This window comes from Serratia sp. TSA_7 (genome assembly GCF_052692135.1).
The window spans coordinates 49579-70750 of record NZ_JBQZFU010000002.1 but is presented as its reverse complement, the minus strand read 5'-3'; the positions used below and the strand labels follow the sequence as shown (position 1 = coordinate 70750).

Genomic DNA, 21172 nt, shown 5'->3' with positions numbered 1-21172 from the left:
GCATAGAAAGGTTGCGCAGAGCGCTTCAGCCTGAGTAAACCTCGCTTCCCCGTTTTGCCCCCTTGAGTACACTGGCCGTCATGAACGACAACTTGATTTTCAGTACTGAAGACCAGCGCGGCATGACGCTGATTGAACTGCTGGTGGTGATCACCCTGGCGGGCATGCTCACCGGCTGGGGCGTCAGCCATTGGCGCCATTATCAGCAGAGCCTGCAGCTGGAACATACCGCTCAGCAACTGCTGGGGTTTCTCACCCGGATGCAGGCAGACGCTAATTGGCGCAATCGCACGGCGCTGTTGGGGTTTAAAACCGGCGATCCCTGGTGCATCGGCAGTAATCCGCCACTTTCGGGGTGCGAGGGACATAGCGATGACCTATTCCGCCCGCATTACCGGGATGTAAGGCTGACAGATCATACCCAAAAGGAAATGGGATTTTATGGATTACGTAATAACGCGCAGGCTGGGCATATTGTGCTCAGCAACGATGCCGGCAGTCTTCGATTGGTGCTGTCCGCCAAAGGGCGGCTGCGCCTGTGCAGCGAGGACGTAAGCATGCGGGGGATTACGGCATGCCAGCCCTAGAGCGAGGTTTCACGCTGCCGGAGGTGATGCTGGCGCTGACGTTCGGCAGCCTGATTATGCTGGCGGCGGCTAAAACCTACCCGGTGTTGCGGCAGCACAGCGTTGATGTCGGCCGGCACTACCGGCTGGAATCGGTGCTTCGGCAGTTGGCGTTCGGCATTGAGAAAGATCTGCGTCGCACCGGTTTTTGCGCCGGTAATTGCCACGGGCGGGCATTACTGATTGGCCATGCACCGGGAGAGGCCGCAGGCAGTTGTGTGATCATGGCTTACGACATCACCCGTAACGGCCGCTGGGAGACGCTTGGCGCAGATGCCGGATATTTTGGTTACCGGCTGCGGCAGGGAGTGCTGGAAGGGCAACGCGGCGTAACCCACTGCCACGGCACGGGTTGGGAGCGGTTACTGGATAACGACGAAGTGCGCATTGAAACTTTCAGCGTCAAATCGGTCGCGGGCAGCAGCGGCAAAACATGGGTCATGTTGTCGCTGGCCGGGCGTTCGAAGGCGGATGACGCTATACGCCGCAACTTGTACTGGGCGATTAACATGGCCTCGCTACCATGAGTGCCGTCGGGCAGCGTGGCGGCAGTACGCTGGCGGCAGTGATGCTGCTGTTGGTGATGGGGTTGATGTTGTTGAATGCTCAGCATCGCCAACTGGATAGCGCTTTGCTGCTGGCCGCCGATCAACAGCGCTATCTGAAGGCATACAACCAGGCTGCTTCGGCGCTCAGTTGGGGCGTGGCGCAGTCCTGGCCCCGCAACCGGTTAGGGGCCAACGGCTGGTGGTGTCAGCAAACCGCAGAGCTGCGCGCCTGCGCCAAATTGTCCGCCCAGGCGGGGATTGTGCTGGTGCGGGGGGACGGGGCGATGAGTGAAGGGGAGCCGTTGCGATTATATCAATTGACCAAACCGGATGGCACGGGCAGTACCTTTGAGCTAAGGGCGGAAATCGGCGGTTGGCTGGATTTTTGCCCCGAAAAACGGGAAACGGACTGTGCGGATTAACGTGCGGGTGGCTCCCGCAGCAGGGCTATGGCGCCAACGGGGTTTCAGCCTGCCGGAAGTGCTGATTGCCGCATTGCTGTTCGCGGTGTCGCTGCTGGGATTGTTACAGTATCATCAGGTGCTGTTGCACTCTTTTCAGCGCCAGTGGCAGTATCGGCAAGCATGGTCGTTGGCGCATCAACAACTGGAAGTCTTTGCGGCCACCGGTCGCACGGATGCAGAACTGTTGCCCTTGCTGCCCGGGTGGCAGCGCGAGATGCGGCTGAACTCTCCGCAAGCCGCTTGCCAACGGCTGACGGTAAGAATACAAACGCCTCAGCGGCAGTGGGCTGAATTGAATCGCTGGTACTGCACCGCCGGTACCCCGGCAGATATTATGTTTTAAGGGAGCCCCCATGTTTAGGGTTTATCATTCCAATCAGTTGGATTTGCTGAAAACGCTGACCAGCACGTTGATAGCCAGAGAGCCATTGGCCGATCCCTTTCAACAGGAAGTGGTGCTGGTGCAAAGCCCTGGCATGGCGCAGTGGTTGCAGATGCAGCTCGCGGAACAGTTTGGCATCGCTGCCAATATCGCCTTTCCACTGCCTGCAACCTTCATCTGGGACATGTTCACCCGGGTTTTGCCCGGCATCCCGAAAGAGAGCGCCTTCAGTAAAGACGCCATGACCTGGAAACTGATGTGGCTTCTGCCGGATCTTCTCACCCGGCCGGAATTTGCCCCGTTGCAACATTACCTCACCGACGACGGCGACAAGCGTAAAATTCATCAGCTTGCCGGCCGAGTGGCGGATTTGTTTGACCAATACCTGGTGTATCGCCCGCAATGGCTGGAAAGCTGGCAAAAAGGTGAAAGCATTGATGGGCTGGCGGAGGCCCAGCAATGGCAGGCACCGCTGTGGGCGCGGCTGGTCGAATATACCCATGAGCTGGGGCAACCGGAATGGCATCGTGCAAACCTGTATCGTCGCTTTATCAGCGTGCTGGAAAAGGCGGAGCGCTGCCCGGAAGGGTTACCGCCGCGGGTATTCATCTGCGGTATCTCGGCGCTGCCGCCGGTGTATCTGGAGGCCTTGCAGGCGCTGGGTCGCCATATTGATATTCACCTGATGTTCACCAATCCGTGTCGCTACTATTGGGGGGATATTCAGAGCCAGTCATTCCTGGCCAAATTGCAGAGCCGCAAGCGGCGCCATTATCAGGATAAAACGGAATATGCCTTATTCAGAGATCCCGATAACGCCGCCGCGCTGTTTAATGCTGAAGGCGAACAAGATCTGCCCAACCCGCTATTGGCTTCATGGGGCAAGTTGGGGCGTGACCACCACTTTTTACTCTCGCAGATAGAATCCGCGCAGGAGATTTTTGCGTTTGTAGATATCCCTGCGGATAACTTATTGCACGCCATTCAGCACGATATGCTGGAGTTGAAAAATAGCGCCGTCATCGGCACCACGCTGGCGACGCTGGAGAGCAGCGCGACCAAACGCCGGCTCGATCCCGAGGATCGCTCTATCAGCCTGCACGCTTGCCACAGCCCGCAGCGTGAGGTGGAGGTTTTACACGACCAGCTGTTGAGCATGCTGGCGGAAGATCCTGCGCTGACGCCGCGCGATATCATCGTGATGGTGGCAGATATCGACAGCTACACGCCTTATATTCAGGCGGTGTTCGGCAATGCCTCCCCTGAACGCTATCTGCCGTTTGCGATCTCTGACCGCAAGGCGAGCCAGTCGCACCCGGCGTTGCAGGCGTTTATCTCGCTGCTGGATCTGCCGCAGAGCCGTTTTACTTCCGAACAAGTGTTGGCGCTGCTGGAAGTGCCGGCGCTGGCGGCGCGTTTCTCTATCCAGGAGGAGGGGCTGCGCCTGTTACGCCACTGGGTTGGGGAGTCCGGTGTCCGCTGGGGGCTGGATGACGACAACGTACGTGAACTGGATCTGCCGGCCACCGGCCAGCATACCTGGCAATTCGGCATTACCCGAATGCTGTTGGGCTACGCCATGGACAGCGATGCCGGCGACTGGCAGGGCGTGCTGCCTTATGATGAGTCTAGCGGCCTGGTCGCGGAGCTTGCCGGGCAGTTGGCCGAGTTGTTGGCCTCCCTCAGCCGCTGGCGGCAACAATTGACCGAGGCGCGCGCTCTGCCGGAGTGGCTGCCGCTTTGCCGCCAACTGCTTGATACCTTCTTTGAGCCGGACGGCGAAACCGAGGCGGCACTGGCGCTGATTGAGCAGCAGTGGAGCAAAGTGTTTGAACACGGGCTGGCGGCGCGCTACCCCGATGAGGTGCCATTAACTATTCTGCGTGACGAACTGGCTGCGCGTCTCGATCAGGAACGTATCAGTCAACGCTTCCTCGCCGGGCAAATCAACTTCTGCACGCTGATGCCGATGCGTTCCATTCCGTTCAAAGTGGTTTGTCTGCTGGGCATGAACGACGGGGTTTATCCGCGCACTTTGCCGCCGCTGGGCTTCGATCTGATGGCACAGCAGGTAAAACGCGGCGATCGCAGCCGCCGCGACGACGATCGCTATCTGTTCCTGGAGGCGATTCTGTCGGCACAGCAGCGGCTGTATATCAGCTTTATCGGTCGTTCCATTCAGGATAACAGCCTGCGTTACCCTTCGGTGCTGGTAACCGAACTGCTGGAATATCTGGAGCAAAGTTATTGCCTGCCGGGTGATGAGGCGCTGGACGCCGATGCCAGCGCACTGAAGGTCGGTAAACACTTGCTTAGCTGGCACGCGCGCATGCCGTTCGCCGCCGAGAATTTTTTGCCCGGCACGGAAGCGCAAAGCTATGCCGCCGAATGGCTGCCCGCAGCTGATAAACGCGGTGCGGCGCATCCGCCGTTTAACCAACCGCTATTGCCTGATGAGCAGACCCAGATCTCGCTGGATGATTTGCTGCGGTTCTATCGCCATCCAATCCGCGCGTTCTTCCAACTGCGGCTGGGGGTCAGTTTTATCCTTGAAGAAACCGAATTGCCGGACGAAGAGCCTTTCATCCTGGATAATCTCAGCCGCTACCAGCTCAACAGCCAATTGTTGAATACCTTGATTGACGGCGAGGATGCCGCCCGTTTGTTCCAGCGGGCGCGTGCCGCCGGCGGCTTGCCTTTTGGGCCCTTCGGCGAGATTTACTGGCAGAAACAGCAAGAGGAGATGAGCGAACTGGCCGAGCAGGTGCGCGCCGAACGCAGCGAGGGGCACAGTCTGGAACTGGATATCGACATTGCCGGGGTGCATATCAGCGGCTGGTTGCATCAGGTACAGGAGGATGGACTGCTGCGCTGGCGGCCGGCCACCCTGTCGGCGGTTGATGGCATACTGTTGTGGCTGGAACATCTGGCTTACTGCTGCGCTGGCGGCACGGGGGAAAGCCGTATTTATGGCCGCAAAGGCGCCGCGTGGTGTTTTGCCGCGTTAACCGCCGAGGATGCCCGCGAGCAGTTGGCTGAGCTGGTGGCGGGTTATCAGCGTGGTTTATGCCAGCCGTTGCTCTTGCTGAATAAAAGCGGTTGGGCGTGGCTGAGCCAGTGCTATCAACCGGAAACCCAGAGCATTGACTGGGATGAAGAGGTGCAAATCAAGGCGCGGGCCAAGTTATTGCAAACCTGGCAGGGCGATCAGCGCATTCCTGGAGAAGGCGAAGACGCCTATGTCCAACGGGTATTCCGTCAGTTGGACAATGCCTGTTTAGAGCAAATTCTGGCCGAAACAGAACGTTACCTGTTGCCGGTGGCGAAGCATAATTTAGGCTGATCCCTTGGCATGACCTTAGGTCACATCCCCGGTGGTACTGATTGCCCTGAGGTGGTAAAAATAAGCAGGATTATATTCAACTATCGGGGTTAGCTCCGGTCTTACATAACGTACAGGTATATAGCCTTTTGGTTGTGTTGTTTTGATGCACACCGCCAACGTCAGGGATTTGGCGTAGCGGTGTCAGAATAGGGGTTCATTTTGGATATGCGCAGACAGTTGGCCCGCATTACCGGGTTAGTATTATTGGCCATGTGTTGGGCACCGTTAAGCTGGGCCGCACAGGGATGGCAACCGCTGGCGGAGAAGATCAACAAAAGCGATCACGATCCACGCCAATATCAGGCGATCAAGCTGGCAAACGGCATGACCGTCTTGTTGGTATCCGATGCTCAGGCGCCAAAATCATTGGCAGCACTGGCGCTGCCGGTGGGATCGCTGGAGGATCCGAACAGCCAACTTGGGCTGGCGCACTACCTGGAGCACATGGTGCTGATGGGGTCCAAGCGCTACCCGCAGCCGGAAAACCTGGCGGAGTTTCTGAAAAAGCACGGGGGTAGCCACAACGCCAGCACCGCGTCTTATCGCACCGCGTTCTATCTGGAAGTGGAAAACGACGCGTTAGCGCCGGCGGTAGACCGCATGGCGGACGCCATTGCGGAGCCTCTGCTGGATCCCGGCAATGCCGATCGTGAACGCAATGCGGTCAATGCCGAACTGACGATGGCGCGTTCACGCGACGGCATGCGCATGGCGCAGGTCGGGGCGGAAACGCTGAACCCGGCTCACCCGAGCGCGCGTTTTTCCGGCGGTAACCTCGATACCCTGAAGGACAAGCCGGGCAGCAAGCTGCATGACGAACTGACGTCATTCTACCAGCGTTATTATTCGGGCAACCTGATGATGGGCGTGTTGTACAGCAGCAAGCCATTGCCGGAGCTGGCCGAACTGGCGGCCAATACGTTCGGCAAAGTGCCCAATCGCGAAGCCAGCGTGCCGCCAATTACCGTCCCGGCGGTCACCCCTGAACAGCAGGGCATCATTATCCACTATGTGCCGGCACAGCCGCGCAAGCAGCTGAAAGTGGAGTTCCGCATCGATAACAACAGCGCTGAATTCCGCAGTAAGACCGATACTTATATTAGCTACCTGATTGGCAACCGTAGCCAAAATACCCTGTCTGACTGGCTGCAAAAACAGGGGCTGGCGGATGCGATCAACGCCGGGGCCGATCCGATGGTGGATCGCAACGGCGGGGTATTCTCAATCAGCGTATCCCTGACCGATAAAGGCCTGGCCAAGCGTGACGAGGTGGTGGCCGCCATCTTTAACTACCTGAAAATGCTGCGCAGCGAAGGCATCAAGCAAAGCTATTTCGATGAGATCTCCCACGTTCTCAACCTGGATTTCCGCTACCCGTCGATCACCCGCGATATGGACTACATAGAATGGTTGGTGGACACCATGCTGCGCGTGCCGGTAGAACACACGCTGGATGCGCCTTACCTGGCCGATCGCTATGACGCCAAGGCGATTGCCGAACGGCTGGACGCCATGACGCCGCAAAATGCGCGCATCTGGTTTGTCAGCCCGAATGAGCCGCATAACAAGATGGCCTATTTCGTCAACGCGCCTTATCAGGTTGATAAAATCGAGCCGCAGCGTTTCGAACAGTGGCAGCAGTTGGGCAAGGGGATCAGTCTCTCGTTGCCTGCGCTGAATCCGTATATTCCCGATGACTTTACCCTGAACAAACCGTCTCACGAGTTCAAGAAACCGGAAATGGTGGTCGATCAGCCGGGTCTGCGGGTGTTGTATATGCCAAGCCGTTACTTTGCCGACGAGCCGAAAGCCGATGTCACAGTGGCATTCCGCAACGCAAAAACCATGGACTCTGCGCGCAATCAGGTGCTGTTTTCGCTGACCGACTATCTGGCGGGTATTTCGCTGGATCAACTGAGTTATCAGGCCTCGATTGGCGGGCTGAGCTTCTCGACTTCGCCGAACAATGGCCTGATGTTCAATGCCAACGGCTTTACCCAGCGTTTGCCGCAGTTGCTGACCTCGCTGATTGAGGGCTATTCCAACTTCACGCCGACGGAAGATCAACTGGCGCAGGCCAAATCCTGGTATCTGGAACAGCTGGATTCGGCTGAGAAAGGGAAAGCGTTCGAGCTGGCGATCCAACCGGTGCAGATGGTTTCCCGCGTGCCGTACTCCGAGCGCAGTGAGCGCCGCGAGGTGCTGAAGACCCTGACGCTGAAAGACGTTCTGGCATACCGCGACAGCCTGTTGGCCGATGCCACACCGGAGTTGCTGGTGGTGGGCAATATGAGCAAGCAACAGGTGGATACTCTGGCCTCAACGCTGAAACACCGCCTGGGCTGCACCGGTATTGAATGGTGGCACGGCGAAGACGTTGAAGTGGCTAAAAAACAGTTGGCTAACCTGCAGCGTGCGGGCAGCAGCACCGACTCGGCACTGGCGGCAGTCTATGTGCCGACCGGGTATGATGAAGTGACCGGCATGGCTTACAGCTCGCTGCTGGGGCAGATTATCCAGCCCTGGTTCTACAGCCAACTGCGTACTCAGGAACAATTGGGCTATGCGGTGTTTGCTTTCCCAATCTCAGTGGGCCGCCAGTGGGGGATTGGTTTCCTGCTGCAAAGCAACAGCAAGCAGCCGGCATATCTGTATCAACGCTATCAGGATTTCTACCCGAAAACTGAAAAGCGCCTGCGTGAGATGAAAGACGCGGACTTTGAACAGTACAAGCAGGCGATGATCAACGAACTGAAGCAGCGCCCGCAAACCCTGAGCGAAGAAGCCAGCCGCTTTGCCAATGATTTCGATCGCGGCAATTTTACCTTCGATACCCGCGAGAAGCTGATTGAGCAGGTTAAGCAACTGACGCCGACCAAGCTGGCGGATTATTTCCACCAGGCGGTCATTCAGCCGCAGGGGCTGGCGGTGCTGTCGCAGGTCAGCGGCAGCGGGCAAGAGAAAGCGGATTATGCCGTGCAGCAAGACTGGGTCACTTATCCAAACGCCTCTGCCCTGCAGCAAACTCTGCCGCGTAAGGTGGCGACACCATGACAGAGACTGCCCCGCAGAGGCTTGATCCGCTGACGCTGCCGCTGTTTGGCGAACGGCTGATAGAAGCGTCGGCGGGGACCGGCAAAACCTTTACCATAGGTGCGCTGTATCTGCGCCTGCTGCTTGGCCTGGGCCAGGCGGCGGCCTTTCCCCGGCGGCTGACGGTGGAGGAGATTCTGGTGGTGACCTTTACCGAGGCGGCCACCGAAGAGCTGCGTGGGCGTATTCGCAGCAATATCCATGCGTTACGCATTGCGTGCGTCCGCGGTCTCAGCAAGGACCCCTTGTTGTCTGCGCTGATGGCGGAGATTGACGATCTGCCCGATGCCGCCGCGCAACTGCTAGCGGCCGAACGGCAGATGGACGAAGCGGCGATCTACACCATCCACGGTTTTTGCCAGCGCATGTTGACCCACAACGCCTTTGAGTCCGGCATTCTGTTTGAGCAAACGCTGGTGCAGGATGAATTGCCGCTACGGCGTCAAGCCTGTGCAGACTTTTGGCGTCGCCATTGTTATCCGTTACCGCTGGGCGTCGCCCGGGCGGTGAGCCAGGAGTGGAGCGGCCCGGAGGCGCTGCTGGCCGATCTTTCCGGCTATCTGAGCGGCGAAGCGCCAACGTTGCGTCGGCCGCCGAAAGATGAAGAAACGGTATTGATGCGCCATGAGCAGATCGTGGCGCGCATTGACGCTATCAAAGCACAGTGGCAGGCGGCGGCGGGGGATCTGGAGGCGCTAATCAGCCAGTCCGGCGTTGATAAGCGCAGCTACAGCAGTAAACACCTGCCTAATTGGTTGCATAAGGTGGGTGAATGGGTGGTGCTGGAAACTCAGGATTACCAGTTGCCGAAAGAGCTGGAAAAATTCCGTCAGTCAGTGCTGCTGGATAAAACCAAAAAGGGCGATCCGCCCCGGCACGCCTTGTTTGTGGCAATAGATGAGTTGTTTGATGAGCCGCTGACGCTGCGCGATTTGATAATGGCGCGGGCGCTGAGTGAGATTCGTCTCTCCATTCAACAGGAGAAACGCCAACGTGCCGAACTGGGTTTTGACGATCTGCTAAGCCGGTTGGACAGCGCGCTGCAAAGTGAAGGCGGCGAGCGGTTGGCGCAGGCGATTCGCCAGCGTTATCCGGTGGCGATGATCGATGAGTTCCAGGATACCGATCCGCAGCAATACCGTATCTTCCAAAAGCTCTACGTCGGCCGGTCGGAATGCGGCCTGTTGCTGATAGGCGACCCGAAACAGGCTATTTATGCCTTCCGCGGTGCCGACATCTTTACCTATATGCGCGCCCGTTCCGAGGTAAGCGCCCACTACACGCTTGAGACTAACTGGCGCTCGTCACCGGCAATGGTGGGTAGCGTTAACCATCTGTTTACTCAGGTAGAAAAACCCTTCCTGTTCGGTCAAATTCCCTTTATTGAGGTGGCCGCCGCCGAGAAAAATCGCGGGTTGGCGTTTGAGCTGAATGATCAGCCACAGCCGGCGATGCAGTTTTGGCTGCAGCAGGGTGAAGGTGTTGGCGTTAGTGAGTACCAACAATTGATGGCGCGCCTGTGCGCCACGCAAATCCGTGACTGGCTCAGTGCCGGGCAACGTCAGCAGGCCTGGCTGGTGGACGGCGAAAAGCGGCGGGCGGTGCAGGCTTCCGATATTACCGTGCTGGTGCGCAGCCGCAATGAGGCGGCGTTGGTGCGTGATGCGCTCAGCGCTCTGGCCATCCCGTCGGTCTATTTGTCCAACCGCGACAGCGTGTTTGATACGCCGGAAGCCAAGGATTTGCTGTGGCTGTTGCAGGCGGTGCTGGCGCCGGAGCAGGAGCGTACGCTGCGCAGCGCCATGGCGACCGGGCTGATGGGGTTGGATGCGCAGGCGCTGGACGGCTTGAATCGCAACGAACGCGCCTGGGATATGCTGGTCAATGAGTTCGATAAATACCGCACGCTCTGGCTGCGCCGTGGTGTCTTGCCCATGCTGCGTGAGGTGATGAATGAGCGACACCTGGCGGAAAATCTGCTGGCCAGCCCCGGCGGCGAGCGTCGATTGACCGACGTGATGCACTTGGGGGAGCTGTTGCAAGAGGCCTCTGCGCAACTCGACAGCGAACATGCGCTGGTGCGCTGGCTGGCACAGCAGATAGCCCAGCCAAATCGCCAATCCGACAACCAGCAACTGCGGCTGGAGAGCGACCGCCATCTGGTGAAGGTGATCACCATCCATAAATCGAAAGGGCTGGAGTTCGATCTGGTCTGGTTGCCGTTCGTCGGCAATTTCCGCCAGCAGCAGCAGGTGCTGTACCACGATCGGCAGAGTTTCCAGGCCCTGCTTGACCTTAACGCCGATGAAGAAAGTATCGAATGGGCGGAAGAAGAACGGTTGGCAGAGGATTTGCGCCTGCTGTACGTAGCCTTGACCCGTTCGGTATACCACTGCAGCATCGGCATGGCGCCATTGATCCAGGGCACACGCAAGAAACAAGGTGATACCGATTTGCACCGCAGCGCGCTGGGTTACCTGGTGCAGGCCGGCCAGGCCGGAGATGCGGCCTGGCTGCAACAACGTCTGCAGCAACTGGCTGGAGGGGGAATTGCGCTGTCGTTGGTTGAACAACTGGATGAACAGGCCTGGCTGCCCCAAGCGCCGGCGTTAACCGAACTGGCGGCAAAAAGTTTCACGCGCCCGGTGCAGGATTTCTGGCGGGTGACCAGTTACACCGGCCTGCAGCAACACGGCTCTGGCCTGATGCAGGATCTGCTGCCACGGCTGGATGTCGACGCCGCAGGCGAACAGGCACTGGACAGTGAGCCAGCGCTCACACCGCACACCTTCCCGCGCGGCGCAGCACCGGGAACCTTCCTGCACAGCCTGTTTGAAACGCTGGATTTCACCCAACCCCTTGATGAGCAATGGCTGTTTGAACAGTTGCAACAGCAAGGGTTTGCCGAGCACTGGCAACCGGTACTGCTGGCATGGATGCAGGTGTTGCTGAATGTCCCGCTCAATGATGCCGGTGTTTCGTTGTCGGCGCTGGCACCGCAGCATAAACAGGCCGAGCTGCAGTTTTACTTACCCATAGAAAAACTGTTGCAGGCGGGCGAGCTGGATAAGCTGGTGAAAAAACACGATCCGCTTTCAGCCCGCTGCCCGACGCTGAATTTCCAGCAGGTGCAGGGAATGTTGAAGGGGTTTATCGACCTGGTGTTTTGTTGGCAGGGAAAATACTACCTGCTGGATTACAAATCCAACTGGCTGGGAGAGGACAGCAGCGCTTATACCCGTGCGGCGATGGAGCAGGCGATGGCGGAACACCGCTACGATCTGCAATATCAGCTGTACACGCTGGCACTGCATCGTTATCTGCGCCATCGGTTGCCGGATTATGACTATCAGCGCGACTTCGGCGGAGTGATTTATTTGTTCCTGCGCGGGGTAGACGCACAGCACCCGGGCAACGGCATTTTCGCCTGCCGCCCAGCGCCGCAGTTGGTGGAAGGCATGGACCGCCTGTTCAGCGGCGAAGCCATTACGGCGGAGGATGAACCATGATCGCTCTACTGGAGCAGGCGCAGGCACTTGGCGTGCTGCGCCCGCTGGACTTGCAGTTCGCCCGTATAGTGGCCGGGGAGGAAGAGCCTGACATTTTGCTGGCTGCAGCCTGCCTCAGTGCGGAAGCAGGCGCCGGCCATGTTTGCCTGATGCTGGAGCAGTTACTGCCGGAAAATCTGTTTGAGGGGCGTCAGCCGGAATTGGCTCAAGCCGTGTGGCTGGCGGCTGGGCAACCGGATCTTGCCCGCTGGCAGCAGCGCCTGACGGCCAGTGCGGCGGTGGGTGACGGCAGCAGCGCCATGCCGATGGTGCTGCAACAGCAGCGTTTGTACCTGCAGCGCATGTGGCAGAACGAAGGCGAGGTGGCAGAGTTTATCAGCAGCGACAGTATCCATCAGGCGGTTGACGAGCCCGAGCTGCGTGCCATTCTCGATCGGCTGTTCGGCGAGGCGACGAATGAGCCGGACTGGCAGAAAATTGCTGCCGCAGTGGCCGCGACGCGGCGTATTGCAGTGATTTCAGGTGGCCCGGGCACCGGCAAAACCACCACCGTCGCCAAATTGCTGGCGGCGCTGGTACAGCTTGCCGATGGCAGGCGCTTGCGTATTCAACTGGCGGCACCCACCGGCAAGGCGGCGGCGCGGTTGACCGAATCGCTCGGCAGCGCCGGCAGGCAGTTGGCGTTAACCCCAGAGCAACGCGCGCTGTTCCCCACCGATGCGTCGACGCTGCACCGCCTGTTGGGCGCTCAGCCCAATAGCCAGCGCATGCGTTATCACCGCGGCAACCCGCTGCATCTGGATGTGCTGGTGGTGGACGAGGCTTCAATGGTCGATCTGCCGATGATGGCGCGTTTGATTGCCGCATTGCCCACCCAGGCGCGGGTGATTTTCCTTGGCGACAGAGATCAACTGGCGTCGGTAGAGGCCGGTGCTGTTCTGGGGGATATCTGCCGTTTTGCCGAGCAGGGATACAGCGCGGCTCGCGCGGAACAACTCACCCGGCTGACCGGCTGCCTGTTGCAGGGGCAAAGTGCGCAGGCGGAAGCGGCGGTACGAGACAGCCTGTGCCTGCTGCGCAAAAGCTATCGTTTTGATGCCGATTCGGGCATTGGCCAATTGGCCTTTGCGGTGAATGCCGGTGACGGCAAGCGGGCGGCTTGGGCACTCAGCGGCAGCTTCAGTGACGTTGCGGGTTACCCATTGGCAGAAACGGAGGACTATCAGGCCCTGCTGAACGCCTGTGTAGCAGGCTATGGTGATTATTTGCAGCGGGTCGCTGCCAGGGCGGATGCGGGAGAGGTGCTGGAGGCGTTTGGTCGTTTCCAGGTGCTGTGCGCGCTGCGCGAAGGGCCATTCGGTATCGCCGGGCTGAACGAGCGTATCGAGGCGGGGTTGCAACGGGCCGGGCTGATCCAGCGTACGCCAGGGGCTTTGGGGCGTTGGTATCCCGGTCGTCCGGTGATGATTGGCCGCAACGACAGTGCGCTGGGGCTGTTTAACGGCGATATCGGTATCGCCTTGCGTGATGAGAGCGGCGAGCTGCGAGTGCACTTCCAACTGCCGGACGGCAACATCAAATCGGTGCAACCGAGCCGTTTACCGGCGCATGAAACCGCCTATGCAATGACGGTGCACAAGTCTCAGGGATCGGAGTTTGATCATACGGTGCTGGTGTTGCCCAATCATTTCCTGCCGGTACTGACCCGCGAACTGGTGTATACCGCCATCACCCGCGCACGTAACCAGCTTTCGCTGTATGCCACCGATAGCGTGCTGATGCGGGCGATCCGTACGCCAACCCAACGCCGCAGCGGGTTGGCGGAGCGCTTGCAGATAACGCCATAAAAGCGAACGGGTACTGAGGCTTTCAAACTGCAGTCAACAAGGCTACAGCTTGAAAGAAGACGGGCGTAGGCCACGCCCGCAGAGGATTACAAGTCCGCCAGCAGAATCTTCGAACGGCGTTGGTAGTTGTACAGCGCCTGTTTTTGCATCGGCAGCACGTCCACTTCCGCCGGCGTGAAACCACGCTCCTGGAACCAGTGGATGCTGCGTGTGGTCAGCACGAACAGCTTTTGCAAACCCATCTGACGCGCCTGGCTTTCCACCCGTTGCAGCAGCATTTCCCCGCGGGATGAGCTGCGGTAGTCCGGATGTACCGCCACGCAGGCCATCTCGCCGATTTTCTCTTCCAGGAACGGATACAGCGCCGCACAGGCGATGGTCAGATTATCGCGCTCAATAATAGTGAATTTGTCGATCTCCATCTCCAACTGCTCACGGGAGCGGCGAACCAGAATACCCTGTTGTTCAAGCGGGCGGATCAGTTCCAGAATGCCGCCGATATCGTTAATGGTCGCCCGGCGCACCTGTTCGGCGCTCTCCATGACGATCTGGGTGCCGATACCGTCGCGTGAGAACAACTCTTGCACCAGCGCTCCGTCTTCCTGATAGCTGATCAGGTGGCTGCGGCGCACGCCGCTGCGGCAGGCCTTCACCGCACCGCGCAGGAAACGTACGGTGCCTGAATGGTAATCGCCGCTGGCTTCGCGTTCTTCGATACGTTTTTGCGCGTCATTGGGGAACAGCTCGGAAATGATATTGCCTTCCTGATCGGTGACGCCCTGCGACGAGCAGAACCCGATCATTTTTTCCGCCTTCAGCTTGATGGCCAACTGGGTGGCCACTTCTTCTGACGTCAGGTTAAAGCTTTCGCCGGTAACGGAAACGGCGACCGGACCGATCAGCACGATGGCGTTACTGTCGAGTTGACGGTGGATCGCTTCTTCATCAATACGGCGAATACGGCCGCTGTGGCAGTAATCCACGCCGTCATCAATCCCTAACGGCTGGGCAATGATAAAGTTGCCGCTGACCACGTTGATGTGCGCGCCCTGCAGCGGCGTATTGTTGAGGCTCATCGACAGCCGTGCGGTGATGTCCAGTTGCAGCAGGCCCGCCGCTTGCTTAACCAGCTCAAGCGTGTGGGCGTCGGTGACCCGGGTATGCTTGTGATAAATAGGTTCGTAGTTATGCTGCGCCAGATTGCTGTCGATCTGCGGCCGTGCGCCATAGACCACCACCAAACGAATCCCCAGGCTATGCAGCAGCCCGATATCGTTGACGATGTTGGAAAAATTCTCATGCTCTATGGCTTCTCCCCCAAGCATGACGACAAACGTCTTGCCGCGGTGGGCGTTGATATAGGGAACTGAGTGACGGAATCCTTGAACAAGCTCGGTACTACGTTCCTTCACGGCAAAACCTCTTTTGCATATTTATACGATATTTTTGTATTTTTATTCTTTTATTGCCCCGATGGCAAGCGGGAAATTGTCTGTATTTATTTGCGGAAGGGGCTAATGGGGTAATAAATTGAAAAACCTTGGAAAGATTTTCTGATGACAGCGCCGGGAGGATTCGTTAAAGTTTTTGCCATTCCCGTTTTATCGGCGTTTTTTCATCTGTTTTAACCTGTTACCACTGCCGGAGTCGCATGCCAAACTCAAATCACAATCTGGGCCGCCGTCGTCTATTGCAGGGGGTTGCCGCAAGTTGGTTGCTGAGTGTGAGTCGCATAGGCTTCGCTGCATCATCGCACGTGATTGCCGTACGTGTCTGGCCTTCTTCTACTTATACCCGCGTGACGCTCGAATCAAACACCGAACTGAAATATAAACAGTTTGCGCTGACCAATCCCGATCGCGTGGTGGTGGATATCGAAGGGGTGCATCTCAATAGCGTATTGAAGGGCATTGTCGGCCAGGTTCGCGCTGACGATCCCTATTTGAAACAGGCGCGCGTCGGTCAGTTTGATCAAAACACCGTTCGGCTGGTGCTGGAACTTAAGCAGAGTGTCAGCCCTCATATGTTCACTCTGCCGCCGGTACCGGAATATCGCAACCGTCTGGTGATGGATCTGTATCCCAGCAAGGGCGGCACTGGCGAAGACTATGATCCGCTATTGGCATTACTGGAAGATTACAACAAGGGCGATCTCGAGCGCACTTTGCCGGCCGAGGCGCCGCAGGCAGGCAAGGCGGGGCGCGATCGTCCGATAGTCATCATGTTGGATCCCGGCCACGGCGGCGAGGATCCGGGGGCGATTGGCAAATTCAAAACGCGCGAGAAGGATATCGTGTTGCAGATCGCCCGCAAACTGAGCGCGTTAATCAAGCGCGAGCCGAATATGAAGGTGTTTATGACGCGCAATGAAGATGTGTTCATTCCGCTGAAGGTGAGGGTGGCGAAGGCGCGCAAGCAGCGTGCCGATCTGTTCGTTTCTATCCATGCCGATGCCTTTACCAGCCAGGCCGCGCGCGGATCTTCGGTCTTTGCGCTATCGACCAAGGGCGCCACCAGTTCGGCGGCGAAATTCCTGGCGCAAACTCAAAACGAATCGGACCAAATCGGCGGCGTAAGCAAAAGCGGCGATCGCTATCTGGATCACACCATGTTTGATTTGATCCAAACCGCAACCATCAACGACAGTTTGAAATTCGGCAAGGAAGTGCTGAACCGAATGGGCAAAATAAACCGTTTGCACAAGAATCGCGTCGATCAGGCCGGTTTTGCGGTGTTAAAAGCCCCCGACATCCCTTCGATCCTGGTTGAGACGGCGTTTATCAGCAATATCGAAGAAGAGCGTAAGCTGCGGACCAGCCATTTTCAACAGCAGGTGGCGGAATCCATTCTGGCGGGTATCAAGGCGTATTTCGCCAACGGCGGCGCGGCAGCGCGCGGATAAGGTGTAAGCTGATGCGGCTGGGTGGGGGCCTGGCCGGGTTTTGGCAGATTTCAGATACAAAAAAACACCCGTTAAGGTGCTTATCTGTAGTCATTAAGATTGGTTGCGGAGGCCGGATTTGAACCGACGACCTTCGGGTTATGAGCCCGACGAGCTACCAGGCTGCTCCACCCCGCGTCCGTCTTAATGCTTGTATTATCGAAACCCAACATTCATGTGATACCGCTGGTACAGTATCGGTTGGTTGCGGGGGCCGGATTTGAACCGACGACCTTCGGGTTATGAGCCCGACGAGCTACCAGGCTGCTCCACCCCGCGTCCGTATAATACTTTTTTCATCGAATCCCAACCTTTACGTGATACCGCTGATGCAGTATCGGTTGGTTGCGGAGGCCGGATTTGAACCGACGACCTTCGGGTTATGAGCCCGACGAGCTACCAGGCTGCTCCACCCCGCGTCCGATGGAAGCGCACTATACTCTCCGTGCATTTTGTTGCAACCCTTTTTGCAATTAATTGAGTTAAAGCCATCTTTATGCTGAATTAGTCCGCAATTTGCGTTCTTTTTCATCGTTATCCGCCGTGCGGGTTTTTTTATTTGCGGCGATTCCCTTATCTATGGGTGTTTGTTATCGTTCGCCGGTAGATCATATCTGTTTGAGAGTGTGCGCGATGAAAGGACGTTGGGGCAAATACCTGCTGGGCGGGTTGATGGTAGCGGTATTGGCAGGCTGTTCGTCAAAGCCGACCGACCGGGGACAGCAGTATAAGGATGGCCACCTGGAACAGTCGCTGGAGTTGGTGAATCAACCCAACGCCAAAGGCGTGCCGGTTAACGCCAGGGATTACTCGAATCAGCTGATGGAGATTAAAAACGCGTCTCCTGCACTGTTTAATCGCAACAACAGCACCTTTCAGGCAGTGCAAAGCTGGATGGCGGCCGGTGCCGATACCCGTCAGCTGAACCAATACGGTCTCAGCGCCTATCAGATGGAAGGCGTGGACAATTACGGCAACGTGCAGTTCACCGGCTACTATACGCCGGTCGTGCAGGCGCGTTATACCCAGCAGGGTGAGTTCCGTTACCCGCTGTACCGCATGCCGCCAAAAGGCAAAGGCCGCCTGCCGGATCGCGCAGGTATATACTCGGGCGCGCTGGACGACCGTTATATCGTTGCCTACACCAACTCGCTGATGGACAACTTTATGATGGAAGTTCAGGGCAGCGGCTATGTGGATTACGGCAATGGTCAACCGCTGGTGTTCTTCGGCTACGGCGGCAAGAACGGCCATGCCTATCGCAGCATCGGTAAAGTGCTGATCGATCGCGGTGAAGTGGCCAAGGCGGATATGTCGATGCAGGCGATTCGCCAGTGGGCCTATACCCACAGCGCAGCAGAAGTGCGTGAGTTGCTGGAGCAGAACCCTTCCTTTGTGTTCTTCCGTCCGGAGGCTTTTGCGCCGGTACGGGGTGCCAGTGCGGTACCTTTGATTGCCAAAGCTTCGGTAGCTTCCGACCGTTCACTGATCCCGGCAGGCACCACGCTGCTGGCAGAAGTGCCTCTGCTGGACAACAAGGGTAAATTCACGGGAAAATATGAGATGCGCCTGATGGTGGCTCTGGACGTGGGCGGCGCTATCAAAGGCCAGCACTTCGATATGTACCAGGGCATCGGGCCGGACGCCGGCCACTCGGCGGGGTATTACAATCATTACGGCCGAGTCTGGGTGCTGAAAGGCGGTAACACCGGTACGCCATTGTTCACCAGCCAGACTTCTTCCGCTAACGGCGGTTCGTTGTTGGTTACCCGCTGACGACAATAAGTCATAGGGTACGCTGATATTGACCCGCAAGGGCCGGATCTTCCGGCCCTTATCATTTGCATTGTTAAGGTAAGTAACGCGTTATGAGCACAGTCTATTCTGAAGCCTATTTGCAGCGTTTTGGCGGGACGGCACGTTTATACGGCCAGCAGGCGCTGGCGTTGTTTGCCCAGGCGCATGTGTGCGTGATTGGCATCGGCGGCGTGGGTTCCTGGGCGGCAGAGGCCCTGGCCCGTACCGGTATCGGCGCCATTACGCTGATCGATATGGATGATGTCTGCGTCACCAATACCAACCGCCAGATCCATGCATTGCGTCAGCACGTTGGCCAGTCAAAGACAGAGGTGATGGCGGAACGCATTCTGGCGATCAACCCTGAATGCCGGGTCACCTGTATTGACGACTTTATAACTGCGGACAACGCGGCAGAGCTGCTGAACAACAATTTCAGCTACGTGATAGACGCGATCGATAGCGTACGGCCGAAGGCTGCGCTGCTGGCTTATTGCCGTCGTTACAAGATCCCGGTGGTCACTACCGGCGGCGCCGGCGGGCAAATAGATCCGACGCAGATAGCTGTAGCCGATCTGGCGAAGACCATTCAGGATCCGTTGGCGGCCAAGTTGCGCGAGCGGTTGAAGAATGATTTCAACGTGGTGAAGAACAGTAAGGGCAAGCTCGGCATTGATTGCGTGTTTTCCAGCGAACCGCTGGTGTATCCGCAACCGGACGGTACGGTTTGCGCATCACGCAGCACCGCGGAAGGGCCAAAAAGAATGGACTGCAGCGCGGGATTCGGTGCGGCGACCATGGTTACCGCTACCTTCGGCTTTGTCGCCGTGTCCCACGCCTTGAAGAAAATGGTAGCGAAAGCCGCACGTCAGGCGTAACGAGCGGCGATCGCTTTCACCGCGGCGGCTAACGCTTCCAGCCCGCTGGCACGGGTGGCGCTGAGCTGAGCGCGCAGCGCCAGTTGCTCAAACAGCGCCAGCGGATCCATTACCGCAATTTGCTGCGGCGTTTTACCTTCCACGGCTGTCAGCACTACCGCCAGCAGGCCGCGTACGATGCGGCCTTCGCTGTCGCCATAAAAATGCAGCGTGCCGTCAGCCAATAATTGATGCCCCAGCCAGACGCGGTTCTCACAGCCGCTGAGCTCCATCTCTGCCGTGCGTAACGGCTCCGGCAGTGGCGGCAACTGTTTCGCCAGCATAATCAGTTGGCGATAGCGATCCTCCCACTGTTTAAGCTCGGTAAATTTTACGATCAGCGCCTCGGCGGTAATTTCGCTGCCAAAGGGATGTGGGGCAAGCATAGCGTCTCCGAAGTTAATTTAGTCGGCCAGCAGATCTATGGCGTTGATCAGCGCTGTCACCAGGTTTTCAACGTCTTCTGTGGTGTTGTAAGGTGCGAATGACGCACGCAGTGTACCGCTGACGCCCAACGCCGCCATCAGCGGCTGGGCACAGTGCTGGCCGGCGCGCAGCGCGATGCCTTGCTCTGCCAACAGAGTGACGATATCGCTGTGATGAATGCCGGCAATATCGAATGCCAGCAGGCTGGAACCTGAACAGCGGAAGCTGCGAAAGCCCGGTAACTGCGCCAGCCGTTGCTCGGCCAGATCGGCCAGGCCACGGCTGTAGCGCTCGGCGCCCGCCATATCCTGAGTGCCAAGCCATTCCAGCGCGGCAGCCAGCCCCAGTACGCCGGCGATATTGGGGGTGCCGGCCTCAAAGCAGTGCGGCGGTTTCTGCGGCGTGAAGCCCTCGAATGATACCTGGGTCAGCATTTTACCGCCGCCTTGCCACGGTGCCATCAGTGCCAGTAATTCGCTTTTTCCGTACAGCGCACCTATCCCGGTCGGGCCATACAGCTTGTGGCCGGAGAAAGCGTAAAAATCAATATCAAGCTGCTGAACGTCGGCCGGGCAGTGCACTATGCCCTGCGCTCCGTCGATCATCACGCGCGCGCCGACGCCGTGGGCCAGAGTGATGGCTTGCGCCAGATCCGGGCAACCGCCGGTGACGTTGGACATTTGCCCCAGCGCCAACAGCCGGGTTTTATCGTTGAGCAGCCTGGGGAGCTGTGCCAGGTCCGGCAGGTGATCGGCACCAAGCGGCAATTTAACCACCCGCGCGCCAGTTTGTTCCGCCACCATCAACCAGGGGATCAGGTTGGCGTGGTGTTCGGCTTCGCTCACCAGAATTTCATCACCCGGTTGCAGCCGGGGGCGGGCATAGCTTTGCGCCACCAGATTGATTGCCTCGGTGGTGCCGCGTACCCAAATAATGTCATCGGCCGTGGGGGCATTGATCAGCGTAGCGACCTGCCGGCGCGCCTGTTCGAAGCGGGCGGTCAAATCCTGCGCCGCGCGGTGTTGGCTGCGATGCACAGTGGCGGCGTCGTCACGGTAAAACTGCTGCGTCGCCGCGATAACCGCCAGCGGTTTCAACGCGGTGGCGGCGCTGTCGAGATAACTTCCCGCCTGCTGCAGGGCCGGAAACTGATTACGAAAATCGGTGGGATTAAAAGGTGTCATACCCTGATTGTCACTGGCTGAGTCAATGGGTGATCCTGTCCTATTTTTTCGTC

Annotated in this window: 14 protein-coding genes and 3 tRNA genes; 11 read left to right on the top strand and 6 right to left on the bottom strand. The window is 58.0% G+C overall.

The window, feature by feature from the left end:
* Positions 1–80: 80 nt before the first annotated feature.
* The 8 genes from ACUTQW_RS09265 (at position 81) to recD (ending at position 13854) form a co-directional block, all read left to right on the top strand.
* The gene (locus ACUTQW_RS09265) at positions 81–587 is read left to right on the top strand and encodes a prepilin peptidase-dependent protein (protein WP_006327580.1); all 507 of its coding nucleotides are present in this window, start codon (positions 81–83) and stop codon (positions 585–587) included.
* A complete protein-coding gene (locus ACUTQW_RS09260) occupies positions 575–1153 on the top strand; it encodes a prepilin peptidase-dependent protein (protein ID WP_020439681.1) in 579 nt (192 codons plus the stop codon). Before ACUTQW_RS09265 ends, ACUTQW_RS09260 begins: the two co-directional genes overlap by 13 nt.
* On the top strand, positions 1150–1596 hold the full coding sequence (locus ACUTQW_RS09255; protein ID WP_004952275.1) for a YgdB family protein: 447 nt from the start codon (positions 1150–1152) through the stop codon (positions 1594–1596). Before ACUTQW_RS09260 ends, ACUTQW_RS09255 begins: the two co-directional genes overlap by 4 nt.
* On the top strand, positions 1586–1981 hold the full coding sequence (locus ACUTQW_RS09250) for a prepilin-type N-terminal cleavage/methylation domain-containing protein (RefSeq protein ID WP_006327578.1): 396 nt from the start codon (positions 1586–1588) through the stop codon (positions 1979–1981). The genes ACUTQW_RS09255 and ACUTQW_RS09250 overlap by 11 nt, the downstream gene beginning before the upstream one ends.
* 10 nt (positions 1982–1991) lie before the next feature.
* Complete coding sequence (gene recC / locus ACUTQW_RS09245; protein WP_020439680.1) at positions 1992–5363, top strand: exodeoxyribonuclease V subunit gamma; 3372 nt, start codon at positions 1992–1994, stop codon at positions 5361–5363.
* Positions 5364–5570: 207 nt separating this feature from the next.
* Positions 5571–8459, top strand: coding sequence for a pitrilysin (gene ptrA / locus ACUTQW_RS09240; RefSeq protein WP_006327574.1), 2889 nt, complete (start codon positions 5571–5573; stop codon positions 8457–8459).
* Positions 8456–12007 (top strand): exodeoxyribonuclease V subunit beta, encoded by a 3552-nt coding sequence (recB, locus tag ACUTQW_RS09235; RefSeq protein ID WP_006327573.1) that lies wholly within the window; start codon positions 8456–8458, stop codon positions 12005–12007. Before ptrA ends, recB begins: the two co-directional genes overlap by 4 nt.
* A complete protein-coding gene (gene recD, locus ACUTQW_RS09230) occupies positions 12004–13854 on the top strand; it encodes an exodeoxyribonuclease V subunit alpha (protein ID WP_064799126.1) in 1851 nt (616 codons plus the stop codon). The genes recB and recD overlap by 4 nt, the downstream gene beginning before the upstream one ends.
* An 86-nt stretch (positions 13855–13940) precedes the next feature.
* Here the strand turns inward: recD and argA are convergent, their stop codons facing one another.
* Complete coding sequence (gene argA, locus ACUTQW_RS09225; RefSeq protein ID WP_006327565.1) at positions 13941–15266, bottom strand: amino-acid N-acetyltransferase; 1326 nt, start codon at positions 15264–15266, stop codon at positions 13941–13943.
* Positions 15267–15505: 239 nt separating this feature from the next.
* Between argA and amiC the strand changes: the two genes are divergently transcribed.
* Positions 15506–16756 carry an N-acetylmuramoyl-L-alanine amidase AmiC gene (gene amiC, locus ACUTQW_RS09220; protein WP_006327563.1) on the top strand — a complete coding sequence of 417 codons (1251 nt, stop codon included), beginning with the start codon at positions 15506–15508 and terminating at the stop codon, positions 16754–16756.
* Positions 16757–16856: 100 nt separating this feature from the next.
* Here the strand turns inward: amiC and ACUTQW_RS09215 are convergent.
* From ACUTQW_RS09215 to ACUTQW_RS09205, 3 genes are all read right to left on the bottom strand, one after another.
* Positions 16857–16933, bottom strand: a tRNA-Met gene (locus ACUTQW_RS09215).
* A 64-nt stretch (positions 16934–16997) separates the two neighbouring features.
* A tRNA-Met gene (locus tag ACUTQW_RS09210) sits at positions 16998–17074 on the bottom strand.
* A 63-nt stretch (positions 17075–17137) separates the two neighbouring features.
* Positions 17138–17214, bottom strand: a tRNA-Met gene (locus ACUTQW_RS09205).
* Positions 17215–17428: 214 nt separating this feature from the next.
* Between ACUTQW_RS09205 and mltA the strand changes: the two genes are divergently transcribed.
* Both mltA and tcdA read left to right on the top strand, forming a co-directional pair.
* Positions 17429–18571, top strand: coding sequence for a murein transglycosylase A (mltA, locus tag ACUTQW_RS09200; protein WP_198640707.1), 1143 nt, complete (start codon positions 17429–17431; stop codon positions 18569–18571).
* Between the two features lie 92 nt (positions 18572–18663).
* Positions 18664–19470, top strand: coding sequence for a tRNA cyclic N6-threonylcarbamoyladenosine(37) synthase TcdA (gene tcdA, locus ACUTQW_RS09195; protein WP_006327561.1), 807 nt, complete (start codon positions 18664–18666; stop codon positions 19468–19470).
* Here tcdA and csdE read toward each other — a convergent pair.
* Both csdE and csdA read right to left on the bottom strand, forming a co-directional pair.
* Positions 19461–19895 (bottom strand): cysteine desulfurase sulfur acceptor subunit CsdE, encoded by a 435-nt coding sequence (gene csdE / locus ACUTQW_RS09190; protein WP_006327559.1) that lies wholly within the window; start codon positions 19893–19895, stop codon positions 19461–19463. The genes tcdA and csdE overlap by 10 nt on opposite strands.
* 18 nt (positions 19896–19913) lie before the next feature.
* Positions 19914–21119: a cysteine desulfurase CsdA gene (csdA, locus tag ACUTQW_RS09185; protein WP_445654844.1), complete on the bottom strand. Its 1206-nt coding sequence runs from the start codon at positions 21117–21119 to the stop codon at positions 19914–19916.
* Positions 21120–21172: the final 53 nt, after the last annotated feature.

Bases quoted from the DNA above. Each gene is read 5' to 3' on its own strand.
- ACUTQW_RS09265 (WP_006327580.1), top strand. From the start codon at position 81: ATGAACGACAACTTGATTTTCAGTACTGAAGACCAGCGCGGCATGACG.
- ACUTQW_RS09260 (WP_020439681.1), top strand. From the start codon at position 575: ATGCCAGCCCTAGAGCGAGGTTTCACGCTGCCGGAGGTGATGCTGGCG.
- ACUTQW_RS09255 (WP_004952275.1), top strand. From the start codon at position 1,150: ATGAGTGCCGTCGGGCAGCGTGGCGGCAGTACGCTGGCGGCAGTGATG.
- recC (WP_020439680.1), top strand. From the start codon at position 1,992: ATGTTTAGGGTTTATCATTCCAATCAGTTGGATTTGCTGAAAACGCTG.
- ptrA (WP_006327574.1), top strand. From the start codon at position 5,571: ATGCGCAGACAGTTGGCCCGCATTACCGGGTTAGTATTATTGGCCATG.
- recB (WP_006327573.1), top strand. From the start codon at position 8,456: ATGACAGAGACTGCCCCGCAGAGGCTTGATCCGCTGACGCTGCCGCTG.
- recD (WP_064799126.1), top strand. From the start codon at position 12,004: ATGATCGCTCTACTGGAGCAGGCGCAGGCACTTGGCGTGCTGCGCCCG.
- amiC (WP_006327563.1), top strand. From the start codon at position 15,506: ATGCCAAACTCAAATCACAATCTGGGCCGCCGTCGTCTATTGCAGGGG.
- mltA (WP_198640707.1), top strand. From the start codon at position 17,429: ATGAAAGGACGTTGGGGCAAATACCTGCTGGGCGGGTTGATGGTAGCG.
- tcdA (WP_006327561.1), top strand. From the start codon at position 18,664: ATGAGCACAGTCTATTCTGAAGCCTATTTGCAGCGTTTTGGCGGGACG.
- csdE (WP_006327559.1), bottom strand. From the start codon at position 19,895: ATGCTTGCCCCACATCCCTTTGGCAGCGAAATTACCGCCGAGGCGCTG.
- csdA (WP_445654844.1), bottom strand. From the start codon at position 21,119: ATGACACCTTTTAATCCCACCGATTTTCGTAATCAGTTTCCGGCCCTG.